Genomic DNA, 19,812 nt, shown 5'->3' with positions numbered 1-19,812 from the left:
AGCTATTTGTCTAATAAACAAAACGCCTAAAATCTATTAAAATTGCCTTTAAACCAGCTTCGCTTCACAAAAGTTGCAGGTGCTAAAATCATATAATCCATTACAGTTTTACAGCCTTTTGAACAATTTACAAACTGCTATATTTGCCATATGAAAAAAGCCGGAATATTAGGTGGCGGCCAGTTGGGCCGTATGCTTTTACAATCTGCCGCCAACTACCCAGTTTTAACGCATGTATTGGAGAATGACGAAAATTGCCCGGCGGCACATCTGTGCCATTATTTTACCAAAGGCAACATTAATAATTTTGATGATGTTTATCAATTTGGCAAAAACCTCGATTGCCTTACCATAGAAATAGAAAGTGTAAATACCGATGCTCTGGAAAAATTACAGCAGGAAGGCGTAAAAATTTTTCCGCACCCCGAAGCACTAAAAACCATTAAGAATAAAATTTTGCAAAAGCAATTTTATGCAGATAACCAATTGCCAAGCAGCCCATTTTTGGTAACTCAAAACAAAGAAGATTTAAAGCTGCATAAAGATTTTTTACCCGCTGTTCATAAAGCTTCCACCGATGGATATGATGGAAGGGGCGTTCAGGTTTTACACTCTGAAGATGACTACGAGAAAGGGTTTGATGTGCCATCGGTATTAGAAAAAATGGTGCAGGTAAAAAAAGAAATTGCCATAATTGTAGCTGTTGCCAGCAATGGCGAAACTGCAATTTACGCACCAGTTGATATGGTGTTTGACAATAACCTCAACCTGCTGAGCCATCAAATATCTCCTGCAGACCTTGATGAAAAAATTTTTTGGAAACTGGAAGCAGTAGCTTTAACAACGGTAAAAAAATTAAATAGCCCGGGCATTTTTGCCGTGGAATTATTTGTAGATAACCACAACAATGTGTGGGTAAATGAAACGGCTCCCAGGGTGCATAATAGCGGCCACCATAGCATTGAAGCCTGCTACAGCAGCCAGTTTGATATGCTTTGGCGCATAATGCTCCAATATCCTTTGGGCAATACCAAACCCATAATGGCGGCTGCAATTGTAAACCTGCTTGGCGCCCCCGGCTTTACAGGCACTGTACAATATAAGGGCATAGAAGAGGTATTAAGCATGCCCAATGTATTTGTACATTTGTACGGAAAAGCGATTACAAAACCAGGCAGAAAAATGGGCCATGTAACCGTATTAAGCAGCGACAGGCAAGAACTTCTTTTTCGGGTAAATAAAATTAAAAATACACTTAGAGTAATAAGTGATACCCCATAATACAATGATTTTATCAACGCAAATTATGGGTACTAAAATTTTCTTTTATTACCATAATACAATAATTTCTTTGGCAAATTTTGTAATCACTCAAAGTAAAAAAGGTGAATTTTGTTTTTGTAATAAAAGCCAATAATGGCAAGGCAATTCTTTCAAGTGAAGGATATTCTTCAAAGTCAGGGGTGCTTAACAGCATGGAAACGGTGAAGAAAAGCAGTCAAAGTAAAATTAACTTTGAGCAAGAAACTGCTTCCAATGGAAAATATTTTTTAAATTTAAAGGCTGCAAATGGCCGCATTATTGGTACCGCCAAATGAATGATTCAACCGATTGTATGATTAACGGACTTGCAGCAGTTTTAAAAAATTCGCAGAATGCAGGCATCCTTGATAAAACGTTGTAATTAGATGAAACAAAACTGATAAAGCACCTGTAACTCCATTGCAGGTGCATTTATTTTACAACTGCTTTTGCTGCAAATTTCTATCCAAAAATGTAGTAAAACAGCCCAAAAAAAGCCCTCTATAAAACATTGTCTGGGGCCATTCGTTTACAGCTTGTATTAAAATCCGAATAAATGAAAAAACTCTTCACAATTTTAGGCATTATTTTTTTATTAAGTTCCTGTTCCCGTTCCATTACCATGGACCAGGCAGCAAGCGGTTATTACAAAAAAAGTAAGTCTATACGGTAATATCTGTTTAAGAAATTAAAATGTCCCGACAAACAAGACGGGACATTTATATCATCATACCAGGAAACGGGCAGATTGCTAAATTAAGTCTAAAGCCAATCCAAAAAAGGTTACCACAAAAGGCAAAACCAAAGTGCAATACCCGCCGCCAATGGAATAAACAAAAAAGAAGGCGCAAACACTCAATAAAAAAAGCACCCAATAAAGCAGGCTCGATTTTCTGGCAGTAGTATTCATTTGCAAATAATTTATGCAAATATAAGGCAGAAGATATGAACAGGAAATTTTTGGAAGGATTTTTTATGTGTACAATTCACACATTTATTCTTTCTGCTTATCTTGCGGCATGTTCGTTACTATTTTTATACCATACCATACGCACTATGGGCAGGAAGTTTTCTTAAAAGTTTATCCTTCTAAAAACAACCCTGCAATAAGCCACCAGGTTGACCTGCATTATTACAACGAACAATACTGGAAAACTACTATTGAAACCAGTGAACTGGAAATTAAGTCAAAATTAATTTTTAGCGCCAGTGTAGCCGATAAAAATAACCGGCAGGAATATGAAATAATTCCCGTAAAAACCGTTGACCTTAAATACAAAAAAAAGGAAATCACTTTATTTGAACAGGTTCCCCGGCAAAACGACGCACAGGTATTTGTAAATAGTAAAGCTTTTACTGTATTAAACACAAATAAAAAGCACCCCAAAACTGAGGATAAACCACCCAAAAACCTTACGCATCTTTTTCATGTACAAGCCCCGGCATTACCGGCAAACTATGTACTATGCCTTACCGGAGCCGACAAACAACTCGGCAACTGGACCGAAACAGAGCCAATTATACTGAACTACAAAAAAGGCCAATGGTATATAGGGCTCAATCTTTCCAAAACCCTTTTTCCTACGGAATTTAAACTGGCTGTTTTTGATATAGGAGCAGGAAAAATTGCCTCTTACGAAAATGGGGACAACCGTGTACTTTTTGGCTCTGCTGGCAACGATAGTTTGGTAATAAGTAATTTAAACGCAGTGTTCCCGGGCTTTAACTGGCGTGGAGCGGGTTTAAATATTCCCGTTTTTTCTTTACGCTCCGAAAAAGATTGGGGCATTGGCGATTTTAGCCACCTAAAACTTTTAACCGACTGGTCAGTAAAAACGGGTATCCGTATGTTGCAATTATTGCCCATAAACGATACTACGGCTACAAAATCTTTTAAGGATTCTTATCCTTACTCCGCTATTTCGCCTTTTGCATTGCACCCACTTTACCTCAATGTTCAACAACTGGCAACAGCAATTGGTTTTACGTTTCCAAATGAAATACTGATAAAAATTGAACAGTTAAACCAGAAACAAGAGTTGGATTATGACGGAGTTTTAGCTATAAAAATTGCTGCTTTAAAACTTATTTATCAATTAGAAAAAAATACATTTAAAGAAGATTTTGCCTGGATAGATTTTTTTAATCTGAACCGGCACTGGCTGGTACCTTATGCGGTTTTTTGTTATTTACGAGACAAAAACGGAACGGCTGATTTTACCCAATGGAAAGAATTTAGCAACTACAACGAAGAAGCTGTAGAAGAATTTGCCAATATTGGCACTGAACAATATGAAGAAATTTGCTTTAATTATTTTGTACAGTACCAGCTACACCTGCAATTAAAAGATGCGGTGGATGATGCCCACAAAAAAGGCATTATTTTTAAAGGCGACCTACCCATTGGTGTAGGCAGGCACAGTGTGGATACCTGGATGTATCCCAAACTTTTTCACATGGATATGCAGGCCGGAGCACCACCGGATTATTATAGTGCAACCGGGCAAAACTGGAATTTCCCCACTTATAACTGGCAGGCAATGGCCGAAGACGATTATAAATGGTGGCGGCAACGCATGGAACAGCTTGGCAATTATTTTGATGCCATCCGCATTGACCATGTGCTGGGTTTTTTTAGAATTTGGAGCATACCTGTGGCCAATAAAACCGGCACCCTTGGCATATTTCAACCTGCCTATTCTATTGCAGAAAAAACATTTAAAGAAAACGGAATTACCATTAACAAGCAACGTTTTTGCAAACCCTTTATCAGCAAAGAAATTATTGAAAGCAATTTTGCAGATAAAACAGGATGGGTAACAAATACTTTCTTTGATAATGGAAGTTTTAAAAGTGAATTCAACACCCAGGCTTCTATTGCTGACTTTTTTACAAAAAACAAGGAACATAAAAACCTGCAGCAGGCTTTGCAATTTTTGCTTACCAATGTTTTACTTATTGAAGATGAACAGCAGGCAAGCCATTATCATTTTCGTATTGGAATGCATCAAACGGAATCGTTTAAAGCGCTTCCTGATTTTGACCGCTCCGTAATGGACAGGTTGTACAATGATTATTTTTACCATATTCAAAATACAATGTGGGAAGAAGAAGGCATAAAAAAACTGAATGCCTTAAGGAACACAACCGATATGCTTATTTGTGCCGAAGACCTGGGCATGGTTCCTGAATTTATGGACAGGGTTTTGCACAAAATGGGAATGTTGTCTTTAAAAGTGCAGCGCATGCCCAAGGAAGAAGGTGAATTATTTTCCCGTCCTGTAAATGCGCCGTACCTGGCTGTTGTAACCACCGCAACACACGACATGAGTACCTTAAGGGAGTGGTGGGAACACGAAAAAGGCAATATCCAATATTTCTTCAAATCTATTTTGGGTCATTTTGGTACAGCGCCAAACAATTGTGAACCTTGGATTGTGTATGATATTTTAAAGCAACATTTGGAAAGCCCGGCAATGTGGGCGGTTTTTCTGTTCCAGGATTTAATTGCCTTTGATGGCAGCATACGTTCGGCAGGTATTGATAAAGAACGCATCAACAACCCTTCTAACCCTGACCATTACTGGAATTACCGGATGCACATAAGCTTGGAAAGGTTATTACATAACGAAGAACTAAATAACAGGATTTTGGAACTTATAAAAAGAAGCGGGCGTTAATTCGCTTGTTTGTTACAACTGCGGTGAAAGTAAAATCAAAAATATTCAACCTCCCTTTTACGCATCCGTTTACCATTTCAAAAGGCACAAAAACACATCAGCCCACTTTTGTTGTGGAATTGGAGCATTTTGGTATTAAAGGTTATGGTGAGGCCCCGGCAATAACGTATTATAACATCAGCACCGAACAAATGGCTGCCAACCTTGAAGCAAAGAAAATATTTGTTGAAAAATTTTCGTTCACCGATCCTGAAAGATACTGGCATTACCTCCACCACCTTTTTCCCGAAAACCCTTTTTTGGTTTGTGCACTCGATATGGCAGGCTGGGATATTTTTGGAAAAATAAAAAGGAAACCTTTGTATGAGTTATGGGGTTTAGATACTGATAAAAGCCCCGTTACCGATTATACTATTGGCATTGACAGTATTGAAAAAATGCTGAACAAAATAAAAGAAAAACCCTGGCCAATTTATAAAATTAAAGCAGGCGTAGAAAATGATATAGAAATAATTTCTGCATTAAGAAAAGAAACCAGCGCCAGCTTTAGAGTAGATGCCAATGCAGGATGGACTTTGGAGCAGGCCCTTGAAAAAATACCTGTACTCAAAAACCTTGATGTGGAATTTATAGAACAACCCTTAGCAAAAGAAGATTGGGAAGGCATGAAAATTTTGTACCAGCAATCTCCACTCCCATTAATTGCCGATGAATCCTGTGTTGCAGAAGATGATGTAGAGAAATGTAAAAATTATTTTCACGGCATCAATATAAAACTCACCAAATGCAGCGGCATTACCCCTGCAAGAAGAATGATTGCCAAAGCCAGGGAATTAAATATGAAAGTGATGATTGGCTGCATGAACGAAAGTTCCGTTGGTACTGCTGCCATTGCACAGTTAGCGCCATTGCTGGATTATGTAGATATGGATGGCCCACTGCTGCTTAAAGAAGATATTGCCGCAAGTGTAATATTTGACCATGGTAAAATAAATTATCCGCAGGTAAACGGTCTTGGTGTTACCATTGCAGCATTTGAATAATGCAACAATTTTCTAAACAAAAAAATATCCTAACTATTTTCCAAACAACCTGTCTACGCTAAACCTGCCCGGCCCTACCAGCAGCAAGGTTACAAATGCGCCAATGTATAATGTTGCTTTTTCGCCGTCACCAAAAAAATCGCCACTGTGTGCCATAAACAGGGCTACACACATTGCAATAATAAGTGGTATTACGGCAAAGCGGGTGAACAGTCCCAATACAATAAACAAAGCACAAAAGAATTCGGCAAAAACAACCAGGAGCAAAGATGTAGTTTGGCCCAGGCCCATAAAACTCATAAACTTTACTTTATACTCAGAAAAATGAATGAGCTTACCATAGCCATGGTTCATCATCAAAACACCTGATGCCACCCTCAGAATAAGAATTGCCACATCAAATGCTGTGGCAGAATACTTGGTTGATAAAAATTTTGCCATAAATATAGAAATAATTTTTGCGTAAAAATAGCTATTCCCTTTTAATTAAACCTACTTCTTTTACCATTCTTTTAACAGCAATTGAAAATAGTTTTGCCTCGGTAGATTGTTTTCAACATATTCACAACGGCTGCAATTAACGGCTTGTTTGGATTTAATTTTGTTATCTAGTTTTTAATTTAACTAACCCAATAATGCAAAAGCTTATTATATTTTTTGTGGTAATGCTATTTTTTTTCCCGTCTATTGCCCAGCCAACTCATTTTGTAACAGACAAGGAAAAAAAGTACAAAGAAGTAAAAGAACATATTACCAAAGAAGAATATGCCTTTGCGTACACTGCCGTAAAGGAATTAAAAACAATGTACCCGGAAAACATGGCAAGCAACCATAATTATATAAATGAAGATGTGGATTTTTTTTATGTGCTTTGCGGGCTAAAATTAATGCAGGAGCCTGCAAAAAATGAAGCCATAAATTATATTGCATCCGTTACCAATGAACCCCGCCGGCAGTTAATAAGTTTTCACCTTGCTCATTATTATTTTTTAAATGATGATTACCTGAATGCTGTAGAATATTTTTCCCGCTCCGGCTACGATAATTTAAGCAATGAACAAATTGCCGACGCTAAATTTGAAAAAGCCTACTCTTTGTTTAACTTAAAAAGATTTGCCGAAGCCAAACCATTGTTTAACGAAATACAACAGGTGCAGGAAAATAAATATTATATACCGGCAAATTATTATTACGGCTTTATTTCTTACTATGATAAAGATTTTACTGAAGCTTTAAGGGCCTTTAAACTGGTAGAAATTTACGAGGAATACAAAGGCGTGGTTCCATATTACATTACCGAAATTTATTATTTTCAGGGAAATAAAGATGAAGCGTTGAGCTATGGCCAGGCGGTATTACAAAAATATCCCAATATTTATTATGCTGACAGGCTAAGGCTACTGATGGGACAAGCCTATTTTGAGAAAAAAGATTTTGCAAATGCCCTGCCACTTTTAGAAAACTATGTGAACAATAATGATAAAGTGAGCAAGGAAGTGCTTTATGAACTAAGCTATTGCTATTATGTACAAAATCAAACCCAAAAAGCCATTGAAGGCTTTAAGCAACTCAGCAACGAAAAAGACTCCATGGGTCAAAACAGCATGTACCTTTTGGGTGGCCTTTATTTAAAAACAGGCAATAAAAATGCTGCAAGAAATGCATTTCAATTTTGTGCCTATAACAGCAGCAATGCAGCACAACAGCAGGTAAGCAGGTTTAATTATGCAAAGCTTTCATATGAACTGGGCTACCAGGATGTAGCTTTAAAAGAAATAAAAACTTATTTACAGGACTATCCCAATGCTGCTAACAATAATGAAGCACGGGAACTATTAGTGTTACTTTTAACCAATACCAGCAATTTTTCTGAGGCCCTGCAATTGTACGAAACATTTAATAGCCCTACGCTTGCCATGCAAAAAGCCTATCCCAAAATTTTATTTGGGCGGGCCATGGAATTTATTAACGACCAGCAAATTAATAAAGCCGATGACTTGCTGAGTAAGATTATTGCCAACCAATACGCAGGTTCTATTTTGCCTTATGCCCAGTTTTGGAAAGGGGAAATAGCCTACCGCCAGCAAAATTTTGATGCGGCAATAAGGTATTTCAATGCCTTTATCCCTACGAATTCACCCACACTTGGTGAAGCAAGTTTAACTACTGCAAAATACAACCTTGGCTATGCATGGATGCACAAACAGGATTATAAACAGGCGCTTGCTTTTTTTGAACAAGTAACCAAAACGGTAAACAGCAATTCATCAACAGTAATACAAGATTCATATTTACGCAGCGCCGATTGTAACTATATGCTCAAAAATTACCAGCAGGCAAATGCGATGTACACCCAAATTACCTTATTGGCCCTGCCCCAAAGTGATTATGCTTTATACCAAAGAGCAATGATTGCAGGTATTAAAAGCAGCAATGAAAAAATTAAGTTGATGAACAGCCTGCAAAATCAATATCCCGGCAGCAGCCTTGCACAGGATGCCAATTTGGAAATTGCACTTACCTACATTACCGATGAAAAATTTGGCGAAGCCATTCCTTACCTGGATAAAATACTGGTTTCCTCCAATGAAGGTATGAAGCCAAAAGCCCTTGCAAAAAAAGCATTGGCGTATTATAATGCCAATAACAATAAACAGGCATTAAGCAGTTATAAGGAATTGATACAAAAATATCCGCAAAGCGCCGAAGCCAATGATGCATTAATTAATATAAAAGATATTTATGTAGAAGAAGGCAACCCCAATGAGTACCTGCAGCTCATGAAGGAAAACGGGAAAATTGTATCTGCCACCGAAGCAGATGAACTCACCTATAACGCTGCATTGCTTAAATACAATACCGGCAACTGCGATGCGGCTATTCCGGCGCTCAACAGCTATATCAATACCTATTCCAACGGTGTGCATATTATTGAAATGTATTACCTGCGCAGCGAGTGTTACCGCAACCAGAAAAAACCCAATGAAGCGCTTGCAGGTTATGAGTTTATCAACAGCAAAGGATTGAACAAATATTACGAAAAAGCCACACTGCAGGCGGCACAAATAAATTACTTTGAACTAAAAGATTTTACCAAAGCAAAAAAATATTTCACCGATCTAAAAAACAATGCAACATCACAGGATAATTTGCTGGAAGCCTTGCGTGGCCTTGTACGCAGCCATTACCTACTTAAAGATTATGCAGAAGCCAATGTGATTGCAAAAGAATTGGTAAGCAAAAAAGGAATAAGTACCGACGATAAATCCATTGGTTACCTGCTGTTGGGAAAAGCCCAGCAACGCTCCGGCGATTGCGCTGCTGCCATTGCTTCATTTAAATCTGTTGCAGTCATTAATAAATCAGCATGGGGCGCCGAAGCAAGGTACGAATCGGCACAGTGCCAGTTTTTGCTCAATAACTTACCTGCTGCCGAAAAAGCCGCAATGTCTGTAATTAAAGAAACCGGCTCATATGATTTGTGGGTAACCAAAGCATACTTGCTTTTGGGCGATATTTTTATGCTGCAAAAAGATTATTTTAATGCAAAAGCCACATTTGAAAGTGTAGCTAAAAATGCTGCGATACCCGAATTAAAAAAAGAAGCAGAACAAAAATTTGATGCTGCAGTTGCTGCAGAAAAAAAACAATCTAAAATTGCCGATTAACCTATGCGTTTTATGTCAAATACCAAATTAAGATTTTGTTTTATTGTAACCGGAATTTTTAGCGTACTCCTGGCAAATGCCCAAAGAGACAGCACACAATCCATTAGCATCACTACCGAGTACCAACCTGTGCTACGCAATGCCGCTAAATTGAATTTTTCGGGCACACACCTGCCCGCCGATACCAACCGAACTGTTGCGCCTTATTATATTCCGCCCCAAAACCTATTTTATGCATACCAGCCAATTCCTTTAAGGCCGCTTGCCTTAGTACAGGACACAAACCTTTACCTGGGCAACAGGCATTTTATAAAAGCAGGTGTTGGAAATTATACAACCGGATATGCCGCAGCTGGGCTGGGTTTTGGCGATGGTAAAAAATATTTACTGAATATTACCGGAAATTTTGTTAGCTCAAAAGGAAAAGATATTGAATTTCAAAATTTCTACAACTTAAATGCCAAAGCTGCCGGGAGTTATTTTATCAATCAAAATGAATTATACGGCTCATTGTGCCTTGCCAAAAACGATTACAGCAGGTACGGATACAACCATACCCTTTACAATTATTCTAAAGCCGATGTAATTCAACACCTGCAGGAATTGAACTTAACCGCAGGCTTTAGAAACCTTGCGGAAAATTCGCTTGGCGTCAATTACAACCCCAATATAGCCGTTGATTTTTATGCCAGTGTAGATAACCTTAGCGAACGTACCATAAACATTAACCTGCCTGCAGAACTTACCATTAATAAACAGTTTTCTGCAAGTGCAGAAATAAAAGCAGACCTTACCCGATACAGTACAAAAGGGTACATACCCAATAATTATTTTTTCAATAATAATGTTGTTCAAATTTTACCTTTGGTAAAGTATAATGGAGATGCGTTTCAACTCAATGCCGGAATAATACCCACCTGGGACAATGGCAGGTTGAGCTTATTGCCCAATATTTATGGAGAAGCTTTTTTGCCGGATAAAAATTTTTCGGTGCAGGCCGGTATTGTAGGTGCATTAAATAAAAATACTTACCGGAACCTAAGCCTGCGGAACCCGTATTTATTGCACAACAACACACAGGTAAATACAAAAGAAACAGAAATATACGGCGGGCTAAAAACTACTTTAGGTAAACATTTTAACCTTGCTGCTAAACTGGGCATCGTATCTTACAACAACTTTGCTTTATTTATAAATGACACGGCAACGGATAGTAAAGGTTTTTTAATTGCTTATGAACCTACTGCAGGCAATTTACGCATCCATACCGATGCCAGTTATATTTTACAGGATAAATTAAGCCTTACTGCATCGCTTACTATGAACGGCTACACCGGCATTGATGTAAATAAGAAAGCCTGGCATACTTTGCCTATGGAATTCAACGGATCGGTAAGGTATTGGCCCTTAAAAAAATTAATGCTCAAAGGAGATTTATATATGTTTGCTGCACCAAAATATATAGAAAAAGGCGGAACACATGATTTTACAGGAAATGCCAGCGACCTTAGCCTTGGTGCAGAGTTCACTATAAACAGGCAATTCTGTGTGTGGCTCAATGCCAATAACCTTTTCAGCAACAAATATGAACGCTGGCACAACTACCCTGTTTATGGCATTAATGTTTTAGGCGGCATTATAGTTCGTTTTTAATATTTTTGCAAAAGTGGAAAAGCATATTGCAACATACCTGTTTCAGCACAAAAACTGTCCCTTACCGGGAATCGGTTCTTTGGAACTCCTCGACGGAAGCGCCTATATTTCTGTAGGAGATAAAAAAGCCATTGCCCCGGTGCCTACAATCTACCTTTCTGAAACAGGTACAAAAATATTGCCGGAAGAATTTGAATTGTACATTGCGGAAATAGAAAATATCCCAACCTGGGAAGCCAAAAATAGGCTTACACATTTTTGCAGGCAAATTTCTGAACTTCCTGTTCACGGGGAATTACCATTAGCATCCATAGGTGTGTTTTATAAAGACCCCGGAAATAAAACCGGCTTCCGTAATTTTCCATTACCCAAAACCTTTGCACCGGATGTTAAAGCAGAAAAAATAATCCATCCCAATGAGTCGCACGATATGGTAGTAGGTGATAAACTTACCACTACTGCAGCTATGTCGGAATTTTACAGCGAAAAAACAATGGCTACACGAAATAAATGGTGGATTGCACCTGCTATTATTGCTTTGCTTTCTCTACTTTTCATACTCATTTATTTCAATAGCCAAAGGCACAATACTAATTCAGGAAATGCACAACCGGTACAATCCAATAACCTCACAGAAAGCTACCAACTAAAATAAAATGGTTCATTACAGCAGTTGCCCTGTTTGCGGCAGCAATGAAATTGAAATTTTTTTACAGGCAAAAGATTATACCGTAAGCGGAAAATTTTTCCCGGTTATTCAATGTAAAAAATGTACGGCTGCTTTTACCAATAACATTCCGGCACCGAACGAAATTGGCGCCTATTATAAATCGGAAAATTATATTTCTCACAGCGATACGGCACAAGGCCTGGTAAATAAACTTTACCATAAAGTGCGAAACATTACGCTGGTTTCCAAAAAAAATATGGTAACCCGTTTTACTCAAAAAACTACAGGTACTATTTTAGATATTGGCTGCGGCACTGCTGCATTTTTACATACAATGAAATCGGCAGGCTGGCAAATAACCGGCCTTGAACCGGATAATACTGCAAGGGAAAAGGCACAAAGCCTCTATCAAATTGCTCCATTGCCTTCGGAAAACTTTAAAACATTACCCGCCAATAGCTTTGATGCTATTACCTTATGGCATGTATTGGAGCATGTGCACGACCTGCAAGGATACCTTCAACAAATAAAAATTTTATTAAAACCTGCCGGCAAATTATTTGTTGCAGTGCCCAATTATACTAGTTACGATGCAAAAAAATACGGGCTGTATTGGGCGGCATATGATGTTCCCCGCCACCTTTATCATTTTTCGCCTTCCAGCATATCGGTATTAATACAGGCACATCAGTTAAAAGTAGTAGCAGTAAAACCTATGTGGTTCGACAGCTTTTATGTAAGCATGCTCAGTGAAAAATATAAAACAGGAAATACCAATTTAATTTCGGCCTTCCTCACCGGTTTTATTTCCAATGTAAAAGCATTTATGAATACACAAAAGTGCAGTTCAGTAATTTATATAATAGAGCACGAAAATAACCCGGTTTTAATTTAACCTTATTTCATATAGTTTTGGCCAGCGCTTACCGGTAATAAAAATAGATTTGCTTGCACTATCATAAGCTATCCCATTAAAATAATCGGTACGTGTTGTTTTTTCATTATCGGGCAGCAAGCTATCAAAATTCATATACCCTACTACATGGCCGCTTTCAGGGTCTATTTTAACTATTTTATTGGTAGTGTAAATATTGGCATAAATAAACCCGTTAATAAATTCCAACTCATTTATATTCTCTACAGGGCCCTTATTATCCACCACTCCTACCTGGGTTTTAATCCTGAAGGTTTCGGGGTCCACAAAATAAATATTGGAAGTTACGCCGTCGCTTATAATTAAATCTGTTCCATTATTGGTAATTCCCCATCCTTCGCTGGCCCATTTAAATTGCTTTATGGGTTTGGTAATATCTTTAATATCATATACATAAACTACATTGCTTTCCCAGGTGAGTTGATAAATCTTATCATGCAAAATGGTTATACCTTCTCCAAAAATATCTTTGGTACCCATTTTGTGAATTTGTTCTACCCTCCCGGTTTTATAGTCGGTAATGCGTATAGAAGAATTTTCGTAATCACCTGTACTTTCATACATTTTACCTTTATACAATTGCAGGCCTTGCGTATAAGCGCCGGTATCATGCGAATATTGGGAAATTACAGCATAAGATAGTAAGGTAGGTGCAGCCAACCCAGCTTTACTGTTGGATACTAATTCCGGGTCGCTATCGGGATTGTTATTATTGCAGGATACAAGAAAAGTCCATACCAGAACAAAGAAAAAAACTTTCATTAATTGATAAATTTTGCACAAATGTAACAAAGGATAAGGCTATTTGATATTAGTAAAATTTAAATTATTCAAAAAATTTTGACTTTTGGCATATGGATATTATATTTGAACCATCCTCTGGACCTGTTTGTACTCTTCCCCCAATAGTATAAAAATGGTTACCCCCTTACCTGCATTACCAATATCCAATTAAAGGCTACTCATACCTCCCTCGTAGAACTATGTATCCATTATCGTTTGCAATGCCCATGCGTAAACTTACACATTCGGGGAAAAATGAAATTTATTTTTGGCCTAATTATTTTTTTGTTGAACTCCTTTATTTTAAAAGCACAAAGGATTTGCGCTTCGGATTTTCATGCATTAGCGGTAATGCAAAGCAATAACCGTATTTTTGATAATTCAGGAACCAGTTTAAGAGATACTGTTCCCAATGAAATCATCAATATCCCTGTGGTAGTACATGTTTTATATAATACTACTGCTCAAAATATAAGTGATGAACAAATACTTTCTCAAATTGCCGTTCTCAACAAAGATTACCGGAAACATAATAGCGATGCCATAAATGTTCCTGCTGTATTTAAAAATAAAGCTGCAGATTGCCGTATAAATTTTTGCCTGGCAAAAGTGGCTCCAGGAGGGTACAGTACTTCAGGAATTGTAAGAAAATATACCGGTAAAAATGCCTTCCCGGCAAATGACGACATGAAGTTTTCTTCCAAAGGAGGAGCAAATGCCTGGGATAGCCGGCAATACCTGAATATTTGGGTGTGCAATATGCAAAGCCGTGTGCTGGGGTATGCCACTACTCCCGGTGGGGATTTATCAAAAGATGGGGTTGTAATTAGCTATACTGCCTTTGGTACTATTGGCAACCTGCAACCGGAATTTACCAGGGGCCGCACTACAACTCATGAAGTTGGCCACTGGCTGGGTTTAAAACATATTTGGGGCGATGCCAACTGCGGTAGTGATGATGTGGATGATACACCTCCTCAATATTACCGCAATTTTTATTGTCCAAGTTTCCCCAGGGTATCGCTTTGCTCTGTAAACGAAAATGGAGATATGTTTATGAATTTTATGGACCTTACCGATGATGACTGCATGAACATGTTTACCTACGGACAAAAAAATAAAATGCGTGCCTTTTTTGCAAAAGGGAACTCCAGGAATGGCATTTTAAATTCTTATGTATGCGATGGTTCTTTGGCCACAGCAGGGCCTTTACCTGTGGATACTACCAGCCCGGTAAATAATCCCAATCCTGTTACGCAAGTAAACATTAAACTATTTACGAACCCGGTGAGCAATACTATTGAAATTGGTAGCAACAATGCCGATGAATTGCAAAATAAAGAACTAAGGTTATTTACGGTACATGGAAAACTATTACACAAAGAAGTACTTGGCAAAGCAACACATCATTCCATTTCGGCAATTCATTTACCGGCAGGTATTTATATTTTAAACATAGGCAATGGAAAAGCAAAAGCAGTATTTAAAGTAATAAAACTTTAGTTTACTGCCTTACCGTTTTTTTATAAACTACAGCTCTATCTTTAAGATATTTAATAATAAACTCAAAGGTTCCCGGCGTGCCTGCTACCAACTCTGGAGGGAAAACGCCTTTTTGCGTAAAAAGGTTTTGATGAAGCAGGTTTACGGCTGCAGTACAGGTAAACCCTGTTGTTCTGCTCATAGATGAAAAGCCGGTAGCCCTATCGTTTTCGTCGTATAGGAAATATTCAATGGTTGTAGGCTTGTTATCCATTATGCCTATGCAGGTAATGTACATAATGGTAAACTCCGGTTCATTGGGATGCAATTTCCATTGGTTCAAAAGTAATTGCGAAGTTAGCTCCAAAGGGACTACCGGCTTGCCCTTTACCAATACATCATCGTTACTAAAAAACCCGGCTTTTTGTAGAGATTGAATGAGCGCAATATGGCCGGGATAGCGAAGTGTTTTTTCTTTCATATTTGGAATATGCTTCATCGTAAATAAAATGCTGCGTAAGCCATCGGTATTAAAACTTTCCAAAGTGCCCACTACAGGAAAGTCAATGAGTTCTGCATCGCTTAATGCAGGCCTGGTAATTATTTCGCCGTTCACCACATACCTTGCCGGCCTGATATATTCTTCAATTACATCTACAGGACTAAATGGCGCTTTGTATTCCCATGGCTTTATCCTTTGCATGGGCAAGCCGCCCACCATACATTCAAATTCCTGTATTTTCATTTGGGTATTATAATGGCCAAGCACCCAGTTGCTCATTCCCGGTGCTACGCCGCAATCTACAATTGCCGTAACATTTTTTTGCTTAGCCAATGTATCCAATGTCAGTGCATCTTGCGAAAAAAAAGAAATATCCACCACATTTTTTCCGGCGTTAATTATAGCCTTTAAGGCCTGGTAACCCATAAACCCAGGTACGGCACACACGGCCATATCAAAGCCATCTAACAGAGATGTATAACCATCAAAATTTGACAAATCTGAAATAGTGGTTTTAACCTTTGGAAATTTTTCCAATAGCAATAAGTTGCTTTGGCTAATGTCAAAAGATGTGGTATCAAAATTAGCGCTTAAGTCAGCAGCAATTGTTCGGCCTACCATACCGGCGCCCAAAACGGCAATTTTCATGTGCTCAATTTTTTACTGAAGCGAAGATAAATTTTACTGCGATGATTCAAGAGAAGCAAAATAAAAAACCTTTTGCCTATTGCACAAAAGGTTTAATAAAAAATTTGTATGCGCATTATTGCTTAATAAATTCCACACGCCTGTTTTCGGCTTTGCCCAGCGCTGTTTTATTGTCGCCAATTGGCTTTATTTCCCCTTTTCCATCTGTGCTTAACCGGCCCTGGTTTATTCCAAATTCGTTCACCAAACAATTTTTAATAGCGCTGGCCCTTTTTTTGGAAAGTTCAATATTGGCATCATCCGATCCATCACTATCGGTATGGCCTACAATGAGCACATTCACACTTTCGTTTTCTTTTAAAACACTTGCAATATCTTTTACGGCGCCATAACTTTCGGGCTTTATCCTATCACTGTTTACATCAAACAAAATTCCATGCGTAACAAATTTGCCTTCTGTTATCAATTTGTTCCGGGTATCGGGTGCGCCTACCGCCAACCTGAAATTGGCAAAATAGTATCCGTCGTTTTCATTGGAAGAACCATCGTTACGAAAGTAAACAGAACTAAGTTTAATACCTTCCGGCAATGCCTTGGGTAAATCCCACACTTTTTTATCGTTAATATAAACCCTCACCCTGTTTTTTTGCCGCCAAATAGAAATATGTGCATTTCTATTTCCGGCTACAATAAACCTGTCCTGGCTTACATCATGGCTAATAACATCAGCCTTTTTTGATGTAGATAAAAACGCAGTGGTACCTAATTTAAAAGCCGCATCCTGCGGATGAAAACTTACTTCAAAACCACCACCATCATCCAGTTTTCCTTTTCCAAATCGTTCGAAAGATTTGAAATTTTTGCCCACACTTTGTGAAGTACTAAACCCTATAAAAAATGCACCACTGTAAAAACTGAATTTATCGGTACATAACAGGTCAAACTCTGCTGTAAAATTATCCGGCAGGCTTTTGATCCATTCCGGATAAAAAACAACTTCCTTTTGGGTTAAAAGATATTTTCCGGCAGCGCTATTTGTTGTTACTATTTCTCCTCCACTGTTTGTATTCCATTTTGCCGGAAAATCTCCCACAGCATCTTGTGAAAAATCTTCTGAAGCAATTAATTTTTCTCCGGGAACAAAATCAAACTTGCTGTAACTTTTTAATGAAACCTCCTTCCCACCCGGCACTTCTCCTGGTTTACCATCGGTACCTTTTTCGTCATCTCCAGGATTATCAGTTTTGTTTTTATTTCCTTTTTTGGTGGATGATTCCGCATTGTCCAAAGTTTTATCTATGGTTTTATCCATTTTTTGATCAATGCGCTGGTTTACTTTATCCTTAGTTTTTTGTTTTGCTTTATTTAGTAAATTATCAAACTGGGCTTGTACATTTAGCATCAAAAAAGAAAAGAAAAAGAGCAGAAGTTTTTTTTTCATAACTTTTATTTTTGTGACTTGAATACCGGGATACAATAGAATAATTAAAGTAATCAATTTATTTTTTTGCCGGTAGCTGCTATTAGGAGCGTTTCTTTCTTATGGTAAAACAGAAGTGCAAACTAAAGATAACACAAATCTATTTTTTCTGTAATTTTTTGGCTGCATTTATTACGTCTTTTTCCATTTGGGTTTTATACGCATCTAATTTTAATGCCACAGCATCATTATTACAACCGATTATTTGTGCGGCGAGAATTCCGGCATTTTTTGCACCATTTAAAGCTACTGTTGCTACAGGAACCCCGGCAGGCATTTGCAGTATGGACAAGACAGAATCCCAGCCATCTAAAGAATTGCTGGATTTTACTGGAACGCCAATTACAGGAAGAGAGGTATAAGAAGCCACCATACCGGGCAAATGTGCAGCGCCGCCTGCGCCTGCAATTATTACTTTAATTCCTTTTTGCCGGGCTTCGGTTGCATAGCTACGCATCCTTTCGGGTGTACGATGTGCACTTACAATGGTAAGTTCATAGGCAATGGCAAACTGTTGCAACATATTTGCCGCTTCCTTCATTACGGGTAAATCACTTTCGCTGCCCATTATTATACCTACCATAATTATATAAATTATAGGGCAAAGATATTATTTTCTATCACTCGGGTTTTGCAAAATCTCCTTTGAGTCTCAATAATTCCGTTTCGGCCTGCTTGGCGCCATAGCGGGCAAGTATAAGGCGGTTATAAGCATCTTCCAGGCTCTTTTGGGTTTCTCTCAATTCTAAAATGGTGGTTAAACCCAGCCTGTTGCGCTCCAATGCAATTGTTACATTTTCTTTTGCCAGCATAATATTTTCTTCTTCTAATTGCAGGGTTTTCTTTTGCAGTTCGTAATTTTTATAGGCTTTACTTATTGCAATACCGGTACTGAATTTTTTATAATTGTACAGCAATTGCTGGTAATTAAGGTCCAGTTGGGCGGTTTGTATTTGCCGCTTTACATTGTAGTTATTAAATACGGGAATGTTTACAGAAATGCCGTAATTAAAGCCATAGTTTTGGCTAAATAAAGGCGTAAACGGATTAATTACACTATGGTTGTTGGCACGGCTGAAATTATAGGCGCTTACCAGTGAAACAGTAGGATAACGGTCGGCTTTTTTTTCTTTGAGAGTAAGTTGTGCTAGTTGTATATTTTGTTTGGCTACCAGTAAATCGGTATTGCTGTTTTCTGCCGTACCCATTACATCAGCAACTATAATGTTTTTATTGATGGGGATGCTGTCGGCAACTTCGTAAAGGGTTCCCTGGGCAAAGCCCAATAACTGGTTTAAATCTTCTTTTACCTGTTCAATGAGCGTTTGCTGAACAAGCTTGTTGGCTTTTTGTGCATTTAAATCTAATTTGGCCTGTAATAATTCCGGCTTGGCGCCAAGGCCAACGCTCAGTTTTTTTTCGGCTTGTTTTACTCTTTCTTCGTTAATGCCCATTTGCTCTTCAATGGATTTAAGCTGCTGCTTTTCTTTTACAATGCGGTAATAGCTGTTGATTACAGCGGCAATGGAGTTTACCACCTGGTTTTTAATAGTTAAATCGCCCAGCTTTACATATTCGGCAAGCTTTACTTTGGTAACAAACATTTTAAAGCCGTCAAACACAAGCCAGTTAAGGTTTACCGATGAGTTAATATTGCCGGAGCGTATATTGTTTGCTTTTCGTTTTGTACCATCAGCCAGTTTTTGATTTTGGTTATTATGGTTAAAAACCGCACCAGTAGTTGCATTTACCCTTGGCCAAAAAGCAGCTTTTGCATAGCTGTTGTTTAAAGCATAAACTGCAGAATCGTTTTTGAGCAATTGAATATCAAAATTACTTTTTAACGTGGCGGCTACTGCTTCTTCAATACTAAGCATTGGTTGTGCTTTTACGGCAACTACCATTAGCAATGTAAAAAGTAAAATACAAAAACGTTTATTCATTATATTCATATGCTCCAAATCTTT

17 protein-coding genes are annotated in these 19,812 nt (G+C 38.1%); 10 read left to right on the top strand and 7 right to left on the bottom strand.

All coding sequences use genetic code 11. The features are described 5' to 3' along the window. The first annotated feature begins 150 nt into the window (after positions 1-150). The 3 genes from IPO46_13255 (at position 151) to IPO46_13245 (ending at position 1,975) form a co-directional block, all read left to right on the top strand. Positions 151-1,281 carry a 5-(carboxyamino)imidazole ribonucleotide synthase gene (locus IPO46_13255; GenBank protein ID QQS63014.1) on the top strand — a complete coding sequence of 377 codons (1,131 nt, stop codon included), beginning with the start codon at positions 151-153 and terminating at the stop codon, positions 1,279-1,281. 104 nt (positions 1,282-1,385) lie between these two features. Continuing rightward, positions 1,386-1,598 carry a DUF1508 domain-containing protein gene (locus IPO46_13250; protein QQS63013.1) on the top strand — a complete coding sequence of 71 codons (213 nt, stop codon included), beginning with the start codon at positions 1,386-1,388 and terminating at the stop codon, positions 1,596-1,598. 260 nt (positions 1,599-1,858) lie between these two features. After that, complete coding sequence (locus tag IPO46_13245; GenBank protein QQS63012.1) at positions 1,859-1,975, top strand: lipoprotein; 117 nt, start codon at positions 1,859-1,861, stop codon at positions 1,973-1,975. Positions 1,976-2,053: 78 nt separating this feature from the next. On the opposite strand, the gene IPO46_13240 is transcribed toward IPO46_13245, so the two are convergent. Beyond that, positions 2,054-2,212 carry a hypothetical protein gene (locus IPO46_13240; protein QQS63011.1) on the bottom strand — a complete coding sequence of 53 codons (159 nt, stop codon included), beginning with the start codon at positions 2,210-2,212 and terminating at the stop codon, positions 2,054-2,056. A 109-nt stretch (positions 2,213-2,321) separates the two neighbouring features. Here IPO46_13240 and IPO46_13235 point away from each other — a divergent pair, with 109 nt between their 5' ends. Together IPO46_13235 and IPO46_13230 are read left to right on the top strand one after the other, a co-directional pair. Continuing rightward, positions 2,322-4,982: a 4-alpha-glucanotransferase gene (locus tag IPO46_13235; GenBank protein QQS63010.1), complete on the top strand. Its 2,661-nt coding sequence runs from the start codon at positions 2,322-2,324 to the stop codon at positions 4,980-4,982. Positions 4,983-5,005: 23 nt separating this feature from the next. Beyond that, the gene (locus IPO46_13230; GenBank protein ID QQS64426.1) at positions 5,006-6,025 is read left to right on the top strand and encodes a dipeptide epimerase; all 1,020 of its coding nucleotides are present in this window, start codon (positions 5,006-5,008) and stop codon (positions 6,023-6,025) included. Positions 6,026-6,058: 33 nt separating this feature from the next. Here the strand turns inward: IPO46_13230 and IPO46_13225 are convergent, their stop codons facing one another. Then, on the bottom strand, positions 6,059-6,466 hold the full coding sequence (locus tag IPO46_13225; GenBank protein QQS63009.1) for a DoxX family protein: 408 nt from the start codon (positions 6,464-6,466) through the stop codon (positions 6,059-6,061). 194 nt (positions 6,467-6,660) lie between these two features. Between IPO46_13225 and IPO46_13220 the strand changes: the two genes are divergently transcribed. Genes IPO46_13220 through IPO46_13205 form a run of 4 tightly spaced genes read left to right on the top strand, consistent with a single transcriptional unit; the run spans position 6,661 to position 12,911 of the window. Next, entirely contained in the window at positions 6,661-9,693 is a 3,033-nt protein-coding gene (locus tag IPO46_13220) for a tetratricopeptide repeat protein (GenBank protein ID QQS63008.1), read from the top strand. Positions 9,694-9,705: 12 nt separating this feature from the next. Next, positions 9,706-11,346: a TonB-dependent receptor gene (locus IPO46_13215; protein QQS63007.1), complete on the top strand. Its 1,641-nt coding sequence runs from the start codon at positions 9,706-9,708 to the stop codon at positions 11,344-11,346. Between the two features lie 13 nt (positions 11,347-11,359). Beyond that, the gene (locus tag IPO46_13210; GenBank protein QQS63006.1) at positions 11,360-12,001 is read left to right on the top strand and encodes a hypothetical protein; all 642 of its coding nucleotides are present in this window, start codon (positions 11,360-11,362) and stop codon (positions 11,999-12,001) included. A gap of 1 nt (position 12,002) precedes the next feature. Next, positions 12,003-12,911, top strand: coding sequence for a class I SAM-dependent methyltransferase (locus tag IPO46_13205; GenBank protein ID QQS63005.1), 909 nt, complete (start codon positions 12,003-12,005; stop codon positions 12,909-12,911). On the opposite strand, the gene IPO46_13200 is transcribed toward IPO46_13205, so the two are convergent. Next, positions 12,903-13,712 carry a glutaminyl-peptide cyclotransferase gene (locus IPO46_13200; protein ID QQS63004.1) on the bottom strand — a complete coding sequence of 270 codons (810 nt, stop codon included), beginning with the start codon at positions 13,710-13,712 and terminating at the stop codon, positions 12,903-12,905. The two genes, IPO46_13205 and IPO46_13200, sit on opposite strands and share 9 nt — an antisense overlap. A gap of 276 nt (positions 13,713-13,988) precedes the next feature. Between IPO46_13200 and IPO46_13195 the strand changes: the two genes are divergently transcribed. After that, a complete protein-coding gene (locus IPO46_13195) occupies positions 13,989-15,236 on the top strand; it encodes a T9SS type A sorting domain-containing protein (GenBank protein ID QQS63003.1) in 1,248 nt (415 codons plus the stop codon). A 1-nt stretch (position 15,237) separates the two neighbouring features. Here the strand turns inward: IPO46_13195 and IPO46_13190 are convergent, their stop codons facing one another. From IPO46_13190 to IPO46_13175, 4 genes are all read right to left on the bottom strand, one after another. After that, on the bottom strand, positions 15,238-16,365 hold the full coding sequence (locus tag IPO46_13190; GenBank protein ID QQS63002.1) for a saccharopine dehydrogenase NADP-binding domain-containing protein: 1,128 nt from the start codon (positions 16,363-16,365) through the stop codon (positions 15,238-15,240). A gap of 115 nt (positions 16,366-16,480) precedes the next feature. Continuing rightward, positions 16,481-17,806, bottom strand: coding sequence for an OmpA family protein (locus IPO46_13185; protein ID QQS63001.1), 1,326 nt, complete (start codon positions 17,804-17,806; stop codon positions 16,481-16,483). Positions 17,807-17,945: 139 nt separating this feature from the next. Continuing rightward, a complete protein-coding gene (purE, locus tag IPO46_13180; protein QQS63000.1) occupies positions 17,946-18,428 on the bottom strand; it encodes a 5-(carboxyamino)imidazole ribonucleotide mutase in 483 nt (160 codons plus the stop codon). A 37-nt stretch (positions 18,429-18,465) separates the two neighbouring features. Next, on the bottom strand, positions 18,466-19,788 hold the full coding sequence (locus tag IPO46_13175) for a TolC family protein (GenBank protein QQS62999.1): 1,323 nt from the start codon (positions 19,786-19,788) through the stop codon (positions 18,466-18,468). Between the last annotated feature and the right edge of the window lie 24 nt (positions 19,789-19,812).

This window comes from Chitinophagaceae bacterium, assembly GCA_016699815.1.
Classification (GTDB): domain Bacteria; phylum Bacteroidota; class Bacteroidia; order Chitinophagales; family Chitinophagaceae; genus Ferruginibacter.
This window is presented reverse-complemented; position numbering and strand designations above follow the sequence as displayed.

Coding starts and splice junctions, on each gene's coding strand:
- IPO46_13185 (QQS63001.1), bottom strand. CDS start 17,806: ATGAAAAAAAAACTTCTGCTCTTTTTCTTTTCTTTTTTGATGCTAAAT.
- IPO46_13215 (QQS63007.1), top strand. CDS start 9,706: ATGTCAAATACCAAATTAAGATTTTGTTTTATTGTAACCGGAATTTTT.
- purE (QQS63000.1), bottom strand. CDS start 18,428: ATGGTAGGTATAATAATGGGCAGCGAAAGTGATTTACCCGTAATGAAG.
- IPO46_13195 (QQS63003.1), top strand. CDS start 13,989: ATGAAATTTATTTTTGGCCTAATTATTTTTTTGTTGAACTCCTTTATT.
- IPO46_13225 (QQS63009.1), bottom strand. CDS start 6,466: ATGGCAAAATTTTTATCAACCAAGTATTCTGCCACAGCATTTGATGTG.
- IPO46_13220 (QQS63008.1), top strand. CDS start 6,661: ATGCAAAAGCTTATTATATTTTTTGTGGTAATGCTATTTTTTTTCCCG.
- IPO46_13200 (QQS63004.1), bottom strand. CDS start 13,712: ATGAAAGTTTTTTTCTTTGTTCTGGTATGGACTTTTCTTGTATCCTGC.
- IPO46_13240 (QQS63011.1), bottom strand. CDS start 2,212: ATGAATACTACTGCCAGAAAATCGAGCCTGCTTTATTGGGTGCTTTTT.
- IPO46_13205 (QQS63005.1), top strand. CDS start 12,003: ATGGTTCATTACAGCAGTTGCCCTGTTTGCGGCAGCAATGAAATTGAA.
- IPO46_13175 (QQS62999.1), bottom strand. CDS start 19,788: ATGAATAAACGTTTTTGTATTTTACTTTTTACATTGCTAATGGTAGTT.
- IPO46_13245 (QQS63012.1), top strand. CDS start 1,859: ATGAAAAAACTCTTCACAATTTTAGGCATTATTTTTTTATTAAGTTCC.
- IPO46_13190 (QQS63002.1), bottom strand. CDS start 16,365: ATGAAAATTGCCGTTTTGGGCGCCGGTATGGTAGGCCGAACAATTGCT.
- IPO46_13235 (QQS63010.1), top strand. CDS start 2,322: ATGTTCGTTACTATTTTTATACCATACCATACGCACTATGGGCAGGAA.
- IPO46_13255 (QQS63014.1), top strand. CDS start 151: ATGAAAAAAGCCGGAATATTAGGTGGCGGCCAGTTGGGCCGTATGCTT.